General features: G+C 61.9%; 8 protein-coding genes. All 8 read right to left on the bottom strand.

Annotated features, from left to right (window positions below):
* Nucleotides 1-271: 271 nt before the first annotated feature.
* The 8 genes from HB680_RS09250 to HB680_RS09215 all read right to left on the bottom strand — a co-directional run bounded on the left by HB680_RS09250 (nt 272) and on the right by HB680_RS09215 (nt 12,784).
* Nucleotides 272-3,904, bottom strand: coding sequence for a toxin VasX (locus tag HB680_RS09250; RefSeq protein ID WP_213938195.1), 3,633 nt, complete (start codon nt 3,902-3,904; stop codon nt 272-274).
* Nucleotides 3,901-4,767, bottom strand: a complete 867-nt coding sequence (locus HB680_RS09245; protein ID WP_213938194.1) for a DUF4123 domain-containing protein — start codon at nt 4,765-4,767, stop codon at nt 3,901-3,903. Before HB680_RS09245 ends, HB680_RS09250 begins: the two co-directional genes overlap by 4 nt.
* Nucleotides 4,764-6,767: a type VI secretion system tip protein VgrG gene (locus tag HB680_RS09240; RefSeq protein WP_213938193.1), complete on the bottom strand. Its 2,004-nt coding sequence runs from the start codon at nt 6,765-6,767 to the stop codon at nt 4,764-4,766. The genes HB680_RS09245 and HB680_RS09240 overlap by 4 nt, the downstream gene beginning before the upstream one ends.
* A 136-nt stretch (nt 6,768-6,903) precedes the next feature.
* Complete coding sequence (locus HB680_RS09235; protein ID WP_213938192.1) at nt 6,904-8,544, bottom strand: BatD family protein; 1,641 nt, start codon at nt 8,542-8,544, stop codon at nt 6,904-6,906.
* Nucleotides 8,541-10,280 (bottom strand): tetratricopeptide repeat protein, encoded by a 1,740-nt coding sequence (locus HB680_RS09230; RefSeq protein ID WP_213938191.1) that lies wholly within the window; start codon nt 10,278-10,280, stop codon nt 8,541-8,543. Before HB680_RS09230 ends, HB680_RS09235 begins: the two co-directional genes overlap by 4 nt.
* Nucleotides 10,277-11,356 carry a VWA domain-containing protein gene (locus tag HB680_RS09225; protein ID WP_213938190.1) on the bottom strand — a complete coding sequence of 360 codons (1,080 nt, stop codon included), beginning with the start codon at nt 11,354-11,356 and terminating at the stop codon, nt 10,277-10,279. Before HB680_RS09225 ends, HB680_RS09230 begins: the two co-directional genes overlap by 4 nt.
* Nucleotides 11,349-11,843: a DUF4381 domain-containing protein gene (locus HB680_RS09220; protein ID WP_213938189.1), complete on the bottom strand. Its 495-nt coding sequence runs from the start codon at nt 11,841-11,843 to the stop codon at nt 11,349-11,351. The genes HB680_RS09225 and HB680_RS09220 overlap by 8 nt, the downstream gene beginning before the upstream one ends.
* Nucleotides 11,840-12,784 carry a DUF58 domain-containing protein gene (locus HB680_RS09215; protein ID WP_213938188.1) on the bottom strand — a complete coding sequence of 315 codons (945 nt, stop codon included), beginning with the start codon at nt 12,782-12,784 and terminating at the stop codon, nt 11,840-11,842. The genes HB680_RS09220 and HB680_RS09215 overlap by 4 nt, the downstream gene beginning before the upstream one ends.
* Nucleotides 12,785-12,789: the final 5 nt, after the last annotated feature.

Below are 12,789 nucleotides of genomic sequence, written 5' to 3'. Positions count from 1 at the left end.
AAACAGGATGCCGGCAAGTAGCGGGAACAGAAACATAACCATGAAGGTGCCGCTGAAAGGTCCGCCTAATATGACCTGCCATGAGAATACCTGCGGCCATCCCAACCCGAAGTCCATAAACACATCATTTAATTCCCCAATGTGAGGACCATGCGGGGGCATCGGTGTCGGTAATGGCAAGGGTGCCAGATAAGTGATCCTTCCACTTGGAAACAACTCGACATCACCAGCATTTCGGGAATGGTCAAGATGCGGGCCAGGGACGAAGCTATCAATCTTGGTGGGCATGATCGGCCAGCTCCAGCAAATGGGTTTCAACCAGCAACATCGGTGGGCGCTCGGTAACGGATTGAGAGGGCGACACAGGGAAGTGACCCTCACCACGGGGGTTGAGACGAATGACGCGATTGAGAGAAACCCACTCGCCGTTGGCGTTCAAGGTCTGTAGGCAGACCGTCAATTCCAGTGTTTCGGACGCGGGGGTAAATTCCGCATCAATGTCCAGTGGATATTGCAGGCACAACACCAACCGATCCGGTCCTGTTTCTACGATGCGCAGACTGATCGTCACTTCACTGCTAATGGCGTCCTTGCGCTCTCGCGGCGTTCCGCGACTGTGAAGGGGAACGGAAATGCGGTGGGCGCCAATTCCCAGGCGTCGTGCTGGTTGACCGTTCAAGGGAGGCTGAAAATCATTGAGTGTGAGCCCTGGCAGCACCAGATGAATGTCCTTGGGTTTGGCCTTTAACAGTAGGTTTTTCAGCCACGAATCATGTTCGTTCGGACCCAGTTGGGCATAAGGCGCATGAAGTAAAAAGACCAGATAGCTTTTGTATTCATCCAGCGTATGGTCGCCGCGCTCCTCCGCATCCAGGCTCCACGGCGTGGTTTTGAGCCATTTGTCGTGGGCGCTGATGTTGTAGCGGTTGTAAAGCCAAGTACCGCCTAGTTCCAGTACGGTGAACAACGCACCTGCCAAATTGAACCGAAAAAATACTGTAGAGAGGCGCGTGCCTGCCGCCGCCCAAGCGGCTGTTCGTGCTTCGGCACTCCGTGCAGTCAGAACTCTAAAAGTGGCATGGACGGTATGGCTTAAGCCGTAGGCATTAACGGTTGTCATCCCACCTGCGCCCAATGTGGCAAGCGCCGCGCTGTTCTGTGCCGAGCTATCTCCGCTGCGCGTCGCCCGCTGCCAATTCTGAAATTGGGAATTGAGGCTGAACAGTGACGATGTAAAACCTAAAAGGTAGGTAAAGAATCCCAACCCAACATGCATTTTCCCCATCTGGACGTGAACAGTTTGTAACGCGTGACGCTGAAGCCCCGCGACTAAGTCCGCGCTCCGCGCCTTCAAGGCTGTATCAGCCAAACTCTGAGCCGCAGTGAATCCCGCGGCTCCAGTAGCAGCCAGCGCACTGGCCAAAGGCATCCATGTTCGCTTGTTCCTCGATTGGTTGGTCAATTCTCTTATGACCGAAACCAAATTCACCCCCTGCACCAAAAACACCAACAACCCCATCCCCTCACTTTTAATCAACCCCGCATTCGGCACCGCCCCCACCCCTAACCGAATATTCCTCAGCAACCCTCGCACCTCCTGTTGCTGCGCCGGCGGAAACACCACTGTCACCCCCGCCCGAGCCTGCGTCGCGCCATAAAGCCGCACAGCCTGATCCGGCAACTCGGCAATCGGGCTCAATGCCCCGGCCAACCGTCCCTCAAGTTGCGTCAATTGCCCGCGCACGCGCGCGATTTCTCCCTGCAACTCAATCGCCCGTGGCGTCTTATGCCCCTGGCGGTTTTTGTTGTGGGTGATCTGGTTGCGTTCACGGGTCAAGGTCTTGAGGTAGTCACGCTCGCGGATCATTTCCTTGAGGTTGGTTTGCAGCGCCGCGTGTTCCGCCGGTGTGGCGACGGTAAACGTCACCCCGGTGGTTTTTGCCGCATCCAGCAGTCGCATGTGCAGCGCTTTGGGCAGTTGCCGGAACAGTTCGTCGAGGTCGGGGATTTTTTTCCCTGTCAGGTCGAACCCTTCCAGTGCCCGACTCAAGCCCAGGTTCAGCGCCGGGCTGAGGCTGTGCTGGGCCGCGTCAGCCACGGCGCGGGTGTGTTCGGGCAAGTCGTCGAGGGCCGGCAGGTGCGGTTGTTCGATTTTCTTCAGCTCGCCGAGCCAGTGCGGCAGGTTGTTGAACACGCCCATGCCGGCGTTGAACAACAGCGTGTATTGCACGGCCTGTTCTGGCTGAAGGCGCAGCGGCAAGGTGTAGAACAATGGCCGGGTCAGTTCCGGGTGTTCTTCCAGATAACCGAGCAGTTCCTTGCTCGCGTGGTCGCTGCGGCAGATGTCTTTGATACAGGCGTATTCAGCGCTGAACGCCTGGCCCAGCTGCATTGGTTCGTGCGCGTCGTAATACCACGCCGAGCGGTGGTAGCGCCCGGCACACACCAGTTGCGTGCGGTCGGCGGTAATGCGCTCGAGCAGGCGATTCCAGCGGCCAAGGTCGGCGCGGTACTGAAACAGTTCGTTGTCCATGGCCTGGCGATCAATGAGGTCGTTGACCCCGCGTTTGCCGCTGAGCAAAGGGCCGTCGAGCAGGTCCCGGATGCGTCGGTTGTTCTCCTTGCCGAGGTCGACCAGGGTCTGCAAGTGACGCTCGACGAAGTCGGCCGGGGCGACCGCGAAATGCTGGCGCGTGTAGTAACGAAGGTCCGCCTCATCACTGGCCCGGCGATAGGCCGTGGCATCCGGCGCGAGGCCGTCGAAGCGGTTCATCTCATACGCCTTGTCCACGGCCTCCCGACGGGTGTGCTCCAGTTCGGGCGACACCGGTGCGTCCGGCGGCACGACTTTGCCGCCTCTATTCAAGTAGTCGAGCAAGGCTTTGCGGGTCTGTTCCCCCTCCGGTTCGGGTAACTGTTCCAGATCGGTGAACAAGGCCTTGGTCCGTGGGTTGTCGCTGGCCTCGGCCAGCTTATCGACATCCGCCGGGCTGAGCTGGCTCAACGACTCGATGTAACACGCCAGCAAGTAATTGCGCTCGTTGTGCTCGGCATTGCTCCAGTCATCGACCCAGCCGACCACAGCGTCTTGATAGTCGGCGAGGTCGCGCAGCACGCCGAGGTCGTCCTGCACCACAAGGAACAGCGTGTCGTCCTGATACGCCGGGCGCACCCGCCCGAGAAACTCGCCGATATGGGCCTCGCGAAAGCGCTGGGGTTTTTCCCACAGATAAGGTTCAAGCTCATGGGCGGGGACGTTGCTGACCTGCACCGTCGACAGCAGCACGGCATCCGGTGACGCGTCTTTTTCATGTTCGGCGTGGTCCTTTTCGGCTTGGGCCTGCTGGGCCGGAACCGTCGCAATCTCCGCCAGCCACTGCCTGGCTTGCGCGACCGTCAACAAGTGTTCGCCACCGGTTTCGCAATTCACCGGGCCGAGGTCGACGGCTTGCATGAAGTGCTCGCGCTCCTCGCGGCTGTCGGTGACTTGAGCGCATTTGGCGGCGGTCCACTGCACTTCGGCGAAGCACACGTGCAAGGTGCTGCGCCGGGAAAACACCAGGGCCGGGCGTTCTTCGATGGCCGAGCGCTGATCCTCATCGACCTTCGCACCCTTGTGCAGCAAAGCGCTGACCACGCCGTTAAGCACGCGGTATTCATGCATGTCACCGGAAACGCTGTCGATCACGTACAGCCAACCGTCGCGCAGCATGCGAATGCCCAACGGTCGGGTCTGGAGGGCGTAGGGCAATTTCAATGTAGCGCTTGGGTCGACGGCTTTTTCCACCAGGCCATAACGCACGGGCAGGAGTTGCACGTGGGTTTGCATCAGAGGACAGGCACCGGGCGAGCCAAAGGCGGTTTTGGGGGCCGCGGCTGCGGCGAGGTTGGCGGGTGAAGTCATGGGCGGCCCCGTTGAATGGCCCATTGGTGGGCGAGGTCAGCGGCCAGCGCAACGCGCTCACCGGGAGATTGCAGTGACGGCGTATGCAGCAATCGGTGGATGTGCGGATGCTGATCGAGCGATGTGCCGTCCAGCGAAGCCATGACGTTGGCGTAATAAAACAGCTCGGATTGGCAACTCAAACCCAGCGCGCCAGCATCGGCTTCCAGCTGTTCAAGCATCGGCCAGCGCTCGGCCACGGTTGCGCCGTGTTGGCGTTCGGGGAAAAACCTCAGCAGATGAGCGTCGAGTTCCAGCAGAACGCGGCGCCGATCAGCGTGTTCCAGCGCCGAATTCTGTTCGGCGCTCAGGCGATAGGGCGTCGGCAAATCAGGGCACTCGGCCAGGCGAGTTTGATGACGCTGCCAATCAGCCTCGACGCCATCGGCCGTTACCACACAGGACAGCGGCCCAAACAAACGCTGATCGCCGCTGCCGAACAGGATTCTCGCCACGGCGGCGTCTGCCAGGCGCAGGAAGACCGGTAACCCCTCTGGCAACTCAACGGTCAGCAATTTTCGCAAGTGCTGGGCGACGTCGTGGGTCGAACTCGAGCCGAACAGCAACACGCCCCATTCCTCATGGGCGTGTTCCAGATAGAACTGAACAAGCGGCTCGTCAGGCTGTTGAACGGCAACCAACAGCGGTGATATATCCCGCAGCGAGTTGAACGACGAGCAGTCATACAGCGCGACGCTGTTGGAGCCTGGGCTCAAATTTTTCACGCGCTGCGGCAGATCGCTTAGGGTCGCGCCATCGAGCAACACAAAAGCTTGTTGCTCGTTCCACTGCAGGTCGGCGGGTAAAGAGGTCGAGAGTTTCATGCTTGGGCTGCCTCGCAAATCAGGCAACGCGAGCTGCGTGTTGAAACCAGTGCCCGACGCTGTTTTACGGCGTCGAACGTCACCTTCAACAAGGGCAATGCGCCCGGCATCAACGGCTCTGCCGGCAAACCGTCGGCCGGAACTCCGCCCTGCACAATCGGCACGCTGCTGAAAATGCCATCCGGCCCCAATGTCAGCCATTGCCCGCCAGCCTTGACCGTCAGATGTGCTCCGCCATCAATGACGACCTGTTGCCCGGCGCTGAGGTGAATTTGCTGTGTGGCGTTGAGTCGCTGACTGGTGACGCGGATGTGTTGGTCGCCCAGCACCAGCAGGTGATCGTCCTGTTTGAGTTCAGTCAGGCGATTGCCGTGGGTGAGGTGGTGTTCTTCGCTGCGCAGCTCGTGGCTGGCGATGCCGCCGACCACGACGGTGCGTTGGTTGTCGACCTGAATACGTTCGTCGTTGAGCACCAGCTGGACGAAATCCCGCTGGGCCCGCAGGGCGATTTCCTCCGAACCTTTACGGTCCTCAATGCGCAACTCGTTGTAACCGCCGCCGCCGGGGCTGCTCTGGCTGCGCAAAATGCTTTGTGTGTGCTGAGTGGGCAGATCCAGTGGCACGGGCGTCGCCGCATTCGGCAAGCAGCCAACTATCAACGGTTTGTCGGGGTCGCCTTCGCTGAAGCCCACCAGCACTTCCATACCGACTCGCGGGATCAGCACACTGCCGTAGCGGTCATTGGCCCAACCCGTGGCAACGCGTAGCCAGCAACTTGAGTGCTCGTTTTTTTGGCCGTCCCGGTCCCACGCCATATGGACTTTTACCCGGCCGTACTCATCGCAGTAGATCTCTTCACCGGGAGGTCCGGTCACCACAGCATGCTGACTGCCGATCATTCGCGGTTTGGGGTGTTCAAGGGGCGGTCGGAATATCACGTCCCATGGCGTTGCGACGAACTGGTTGCGGTAACCCTGGCTGAATCCGTCCTCCGGATGGCTGTCGATCATTGAGTCTTCCAGCACTTGAGGTTGTTTGCCGACATGCTCGACCTCGGTCAGCAGCCACAAACCATTCCAGTCGCGACGCGGGTGTTCGGTCAGGTGAACAAAGTGTCCGCTGCGCAAGGCACTTTGATCACCGCGCCCGCGGGCTTGCCGGTAATCGGCGCGATGGCGTTCCAGCGCTCGCCGGGCCAGATGCTTGCCGCGTTCGCGCTCGGTGAATTGCCCTGGGAATGCGTAATCCTCCAGATGAGGCAATTGCGGGGTCTTGCTGTCGCTATCGAGTGGCAGGCGCGGCTTTTCGAAGTTGTAATCGCGGCGACTGACGTGGGTGGTGCGGGTTTCCAGGCTGACTTGGAAGCGATCAATCACCGGGGCTTCGGCGACCATACCGCTGCCCTGGACATACGCCGTCGGACTCTTGGGTTTGGGGAATATCGTCTGATCATCGCCGAACACCAACACATGCCCGGAGGCACTGTGTTGAAAATGAAAATGCAGGCCTTCTTCCTCACACAGCCTTTGAATGAAGTGCCGGTCTGATTCGTTGTATTGCACGCAATAGAGCCGTGGCCGGTATTCTGCGCTGAGCTGGAAACGCCAGGTATCCGCTTGAATCCCGTGGTCCGTCAGAACTTTACCGATGATTTGCGGCACGCTCAGGTGCTGGAAAATACGTTGGTTGCGGCGATGCGCGAGATAGGCGAGGCGAGGTGCGAGGGTGATCTGATAGTGCGTCAGGCGTTTGCCCGAGTCGCCTTGCGCGACTCGATAGACATGGCCGTGAATCCCGGAGTTGTCGGGGCCGAACGTCAAAAAGGCCGGGCGATGCAGCAGCGACTCGAGGTCAATATCGGGCCGTTCGCTCACCAGTTCAAGATTGACCGCGTAGGCTCGGTTCAGCGCTTCCTTGGCGCGGAATTCGAGGACCTGAAGGTCGTAGGAAAACCCTGCAATGTCGAGTGTGAAAACAACGTCGTTGGCTGTAGAAAACATCCTCGCATCCCTGTGTCTTTTAAGGCACAGGACTCTGAGTGAATCTACAAGTTAGCGAAGTCAGTCGATTCGATATCAGTTGTAGGACATATCCGGGAAGCAGAACTTCAACACGGACAGTGACGTTTTCTGACAGCTACTTCGGATAAAGCGGCGGCAACCCGCTATCACCCACCGGATCCTGCACCCGCTCCGCCAGCGGAATCGCCCGGGTCGCGCGCCACAGGTCTTCGCCTTGCCAATGCTGGCCGGTTTCGCTGTACAGCGCGCCGTTCAAGCCGTCGAGGGCATCTGACAACGGCACAAACCGCGCCGCCATGTCGGCCAGGGTTTCCGGTTGTTGCCGGGCCCAGGCGTCGAGGGCCTGGCGGGTGGCGTGGGGGTCGTTGGCCTGGCAGGCGCGCTTGAGCTCGTCGAGCACGGTGCGCGGGCTCGGGCCGGTTTGCGCGGCACGCAGGATCGCCGGTTGCCAACGAGCGCGCCACCACAGGCCAAAGCCGAGCAGGGTGGTGCAGGCCAGAATCACTGTGCTGAGCTTCCACCACCACAGGGCTTCGCTGTCGGCGGCGTAATTCACTTGGGCGGTGCCTGCCGGGGTGTCGACCATCAGGCTCGGATTATTCGTCACTTGCAGCGTCCGGGCCGGCAGGCTGCTGCGTTCCAGGTGATCTTCGAAGGTGTTCCACCACACCACGTCCACCGTCGGCAATTCGATGGCGCCGCTGTGGGCGGGCACCAGCGCTTCACGGTCTTCGCGACTGCCGATCAGCCCGCGTTCGCTGTTCTGGTTGCCCAATACCGGTTGGTCCGGGTAGCGGCGCAAGCCGTTGATGTCGGTGGCGGGCAGCGGCGGCAACTGTGAACTGGCGAGGCCTTCGGCTTTCAGGGTCAGGCTGCGGGTCAGGGAATCACCGACCTGCGTGTGATTCGGCTCCGGGCTCCAACTTTCGCTCAGGCTTAGGCTGCGCGCTGGCAGCCACGGCGCGTCGGCCGGGTAGGTGGCGGGTTTGGCCTTGACCGTCAGCGGAATTTCGGCGGAGCTGACGCGCAGCAACTTGCCCGGTTTCGGCCCTTGGGAGGGCACGTCCGGGGACGGCTGCACGTCCACCAGCGTGGCGCTGAACGTCTGCGTGGGAATGCTCAATACGCCGCTGTGCTGGGGAAAGATCGCGTAGCGCATTTCGATCACGCCATGACGCAGGCCATTGATGACCTTTTCATAGGTGCGCGACTCGCCCAGTTGCTCGATGCGCGCGTCGGGGATCTGCAATGGCGTCAGGCTGCTGTCGTCGTACAGCGACACCGAATGGTAGATGCGCAACGTCAGGATCGCCTGGGCCTGCACGTACACGCTGGCCTGATCGAGACTGGCCTCGATAAATACCAGCGCCAGAGTGTTCTGGGTGTCCTGGGTTTCGCTTTCGATCACTTGAAGGGTAATCGGCTGACTGCGCACTTCGCCCAATTGCAGCGACGGGATCTCCACGCTGCCGTTTTGCTTGGGCAGCAGGGTGATGATCCAGCGCGTGGTCGCGCGGTTGTCGCCGTTGATCGTGGTCAACTGGTTGACCTGGCGGGTGCCGCGCACTTCGAACGCCGGTTCCAGCGGCGTCAGGTCGGGTTTGCCGAACAGCGTCACGTCGTTGGATTCCAGGGTCAGTTCGACGGTTTCGCCGGAACTCAGGCGGCTGCGATCGACACTGGCGACCAGGTCCGCAGCCTGGGCCTGAATTGTCCAGAAGAGCAGGGCGAGCAAGAGAGCGGTGAAGCGGGTCATCGAGTTTTTCCCTGATCCTGATGTTGTTGCTGTTCGTACCAGAATTTGCGCCGCAGCAGTTCACCCGGATCATCCGGGATCTTGCGCAGCCATTGCTCCAGCGCCTGGGCCTGTTCGCCTTCAAGGCTGTCGTTGGCCGGACGTCGCGGTGGCGTGGTGCTTTGTTCGTCCCCGAGTTCGCTGCCCGGCACTTCGTTGGCTCCCGGTTGCGGCGGGCTGGTGGACGGTAGTTCGGTGTCCGGCGCGTTGGGCTGGGCATCGGTTTTCGCTTCGCCACTGCTCGACGGCTGGGTCGCGTCGCCGGGAGCCGGGCTGTCGCTGGCGGTTCCAGGCTCGTCACCTTCGGATTTGTCCGGTTCAACCGCCGGTGGCGTGGCTTTCTGTTTGATCAGGCTTTCCACCAGCGCCTTGTTGGTCAGCGCCGGACGCAAATCCGGCTGCCGCTCCAGGGCTTGATCGTAGGCGTCCAGCGCGGCTTCCAGTTCGCCGCTCTTGGCCAGGGCGTTCCCCCGATTGTAGTGCGCTCGCGCATCATTGCCTTGGGCGAAGCGCTGGGCGGCGCCACTGTAGTCGCCGGCCTCGTACAGCGCCACGCCTTGCCATTGCGGGTCTTCGAAATGTTGCGCGGCCTCGGCCGGATGCTCCTGGTTGAGCAAATGCAGGCCCCGTTGATCGGGTCGCAGCCACAAGTCTTCAAAGTCGAAGGCGTAACTCGGTTGCGGCAGCAGGAACAACAGCGGCAGGCAGAACAACCAGCCCCGGCGCCCGGCAAAGGACGCCAGCAACAGGAGTGGCAACAACAGCCAGTAACCCTGATCGGCCCAAGTGTCGAGGCGCAGGGTCTGGCCGTCGTTGCGCAGGTTGCGTGGGCCATCGAGCAGGCCTAGGGCGCCCAGGTCGGCGTCGTCCAGTCGTGAAGCGTGATAGCGGCCGCCCAGATCAGTGGCGAAGGCTTTCAGGCCCGTATTGTCCAGGTGCGGCACCAGAATCGCGCCTTGGGCGTCCTTGAGGAAACTGCCGTCCTCCTGCGCCACCGGCGCGCCTTCGGGCGTGCCGACGCCGAGCATCAGAAACTCCGTGGACTTGCCGTTCAGCGCCCGCTCGATGCCGAAGCGTTCCTGCTCGGTCAGGGACGAACCGATCAGCAGGATCCGGCCCTGACCGAGCGCACCTTGATCCAACAGCGCCAAGGCTTTGATCACCGCCAGATCGGCGCGATGACCGACCTCGGGCATCAATGAAGGCTTGAGCGCGTCCAGCAGATTACGGCTGGTGGACAGGTCATCCGACAGCGGCACCAACGTGTGGGCGCTGCCGGCGTAGACGACAATCGCGGTCTGGGCATCGCTGCGACTTTGCAGCAGGTCGAACAGCTTGCGTCGCGCCTGTTCCAGTCGGGTCGGCGGGCTGTCGGTGGCGAGCATTTCCGGGGTCAGCTCCAGCAGCACCACCAACGGATCGGCGGGTTTCTGGCTGGTCTGTTCGACCCGCTCCCAACTCGGCCCGAGCAACGCACCAATGGTCAGCACCCAGGCCAGACCCAGTACCACCCACGGCAGTTTGCTGTCGTGACCTTTGCCGCCGCTCAGTAACGCGGCGTGGAAGGCTGGCGGCAGAATCATCTGCCAGCGCCCGGCGCGTTTCTGTCGATGCCAGAGTTGCCAGAGCAACCAACCGAGCACCGGCAACAGCAGCAGCCACCAGGGCCGGAACCAGTAAGGCCAGAGCGCGCTCATCGACGCCTCCGCAGGCGCAGGCGGTTCAGCCGTTGGCGCCAATCTGGCAGTTGGCTTTGCAAAAACAGGTCCTTGCTCAGGAAACGTTGCAGCGGATTGTCCGGCCAGCGCTCGCGCGCCACCAACAACATGCTCAACAGCAGCGCCATCGCCAGCGGCCAGTGATACAACGCCTGAGCCGGGCGGGCCTGGGTCGGTTGCTGGGTGACCGGTTCCAGTTTGTCGAGGGTGTCCTTGATCGCCTGCAACTCTTTGCCATCGCGGGCACGGAAATACTGGCCACCGGTGGCTTGGGCGATCACTTTCAGCGCCGGTTCGTCAAGGTCCAGGCTTGGATTGACGCCGAGGAAGCCCAACGTGCCGCTTTGCTCCGGGTCGGCGCCGATGCCGATCGGGTAGATTTTCACGCCTTCGCTGGCGGCCAGACGCGCGGCGGTCAGCGGGTCGATTTCGCCGCCGTTGTTGGCGCCGTCGGTGACCAGGATCAGCACGCGGCTTTGCGCCGGACGCATCCGCAAGCGCTTGAGGGCCAGGCCGATAGCGTCACCGATGGCGGTGTTCTTGCCGGCGATGCCGATTCGCGCTTCATCCAGCCACACGCGCACGGTGCGCCGGTCGAAGGTCAGCGGTGCTTGCAGATAGGCCTGACTGCCGAACAGGATCAGACCGACCCGGTCGCCTTCGCGGCTTTCCAGAAAGTCCCCGAGCAGATGCTGGACCAGCGACAAGCGACTGACGTCTTCGTCCTGCCATTGCATGTCGGGGAAATCCATCGAGCCGGACACGTCCACCGCCACCAGCAAGTCGCGGCCACTGGCGGCAATCGGCAGCGGTTCGCCGAGCCATTGCGGGCGCGCGGCGGCCATCAGCAGCAACAGCCACAGCAGAATGAACGGCGCTTGCTGCCGCCAGGCCGGCAGGTTGGCGCGGGCGCGGCGGCGGGCCAGGCCTTCGAGGTCGCTGAGAAAACTGACTTTGAGCGCCGGTTCGCCGCTGTCGGCCACCGGCAGCACCAGGCGCATCAGCCATGGCAGCGGCAGCAGGGCGAACATCCAAGGCCAGGCGAACTCAAACATGTTTGCGAATCCAGGTGTCGACGGCTTGGGTCAGGCCGGCAATGGCCTTGTCGTCGAGTTTGCATTCGGGCTTGTAGGCGCCTTCCACCAACACCATCCAGCGTGTCAGGCCGGCGGCCGGGCATCGGTTGTCGAGGAACGCCAGCCATTTGCGGCCATTAAGCGTGTGGCTCTGGCTGTAGGGGTAATGGTTGCGGCACAGGCGCTTGAGCAACCCGTTGAGCTGCTGCAACCAGGCACCGGCCGGGGCGCCGTCGTAGGGCTTGGGCATTTGCGCGAGTTCGGCCAGGGCGGCGAGGCGCACCGGGTCAAGCGGCTGTTCGGCGCGCACGATAGGGCGCTTGTCCGGAATCAGGTGCCAGACTTTCCACAAAGCGAAACCGATCAGCGGCAATAGCAGCAGCAACAGCCACCATCCCGGCGCCGGAGGCCAGAAACTGATCGGCGGCGGGATCATCAGCGGCTGCAGTTGTTCCAGGCTGCTCATCGACCTTTCCCCGGTTTCTGTGGGTTCAGGTATTCGCGCAACTGCTCCACCATCTCGCTCTGGGTGCTCAGGGGCATCAACAGTACCCGCAGCTTCTGCGCGAGCAGTTCCCAGCGCGCGATTCGTTCCTCAGCCTGGGCGCGGTAAGTCTGGCGCAGGTCGAAATTCAGCGTGTCGAGTTCCAGTTGCGCGCCACGTTCCGCGAAACGCAGAAGCCCAGCGGCGGGCAGGGCGTGGTCCAGCGGATCGGACAGCGGCAGCAACAACAGGTCGCAATGGCGTGACAACAGGCTCAGTTGCTGTTCAGAACCTTCGGTCAAGGCACGCTCGTCGCAGATCACGATCACCAGACTGCCGGGGCGCAACACTTCTCGGGCGCGGCGCAGGGCCATGTTCAGCGAATCGCGGTTCTGCTCGCTTTCGGTGTGCAGCGACTGGTTGACCCGCACCAGCCGGTTAAGCAATTGCAGCAGGCTTTGCTTGCTGCGCCGGGGTTTGATTTCGTAGTGCTCGTTATCGCCGAACACCAGCCCGCCAACCCGATCGTTGTGCCCGAGCGCCGCCCAGCCGATCAGGCTCGCAGCTTGCGCGGCCAGCACTGATTTGAACATCAGCCCCGAACCGAAAAACAGCCGACGGCTTTGCTCGACCATGATGAAAATCGGTCGCTCGCGTTCTTCGTGAAAGAGCTTGGTGTGCGGCTCCTGGGTGCGGGCGGTGACGCGCCAGTCGATGGTGCGCACGTCGTCGCCGGCCTGATAGACCCGCACCTGATCGAAATCGACGCCACGCCCGCGCAGTTTGGAGTGGTGCAGGCCGATCAGCGGGCTGCGCTGGCTCGGCGTGGAGAACAATTGCACTTCGCGTACCCGATGGCGCATCTCGATCAGCTCGGCGAGGCTGACACGGATGCCCGGCTCGGGCGGCAGGATGGCGTTCATCGGGG

The organism is Pseudomonas sp. dw_612 (genome assembly GCF_018449725.1).
Classification (GTDB): Bacteria; Pseudomonadota; Gammaproteobacteria; order Pseudomonadales; family Pseudomonadaceae; genus Aquipseudomonas.
The sequence above is the reverse complement of the archived record's forward strand: the minus strand, read 5'-3'. Positions and strand labels throughout refer to the sequence as shown.